Origin of the sequence: Tritonibacter sp. SIMBA_163, assembly GCF_046535935.1 — a bacterium.
GTDB classification, from domain to species: Bacteria; Pseudomonadota; Alphaproteobacteria; order Rhodobacterales; family Rhodobacteraceae; genus Epibacterium; species Epibacterium scottomollicae.
In genome coordinates, this window is sequence record NZ_JAWJBP010001434.1 from 1 (window position 1) to 232 (window position 232).

Sequence of the window (232 nt, forward strand, 5' to 3'; positions counted from 1 at the left end):
CGCGCGGTGGATAGAGCTGCGGTGCCAGCGCTTCGTCCAGCACATCCAGCACCTCGGAGATCCGCAGATCCGAGGTCTCGGAGATTGCCGCCGAGAAATCGCGCCAGAAGCTGTCCAGCAGTTCCTTGTAGTCCTTGCCCCCGGCACTCACGTCATCCAACTGGTTTTCCAGTGCGGCGGTAGAGCAATACTCCACGTAGCGCTTGAAGAAGTTCAGCAGGAAGATGGTCAC

Annotated in this window: 1 protein-coding gene; it reads right to left on the reverse strand. The window is 59.5% G+C overall.

The features are described 5' to 3' along the window. Nucleotides 1–232, reverse strand: a 232-nt coding sequence (locus R0J92_RS27030; protein ID WP_411053950.1) for a hypothetical protein, incomplete at both ends; no start/stop codon positions are given.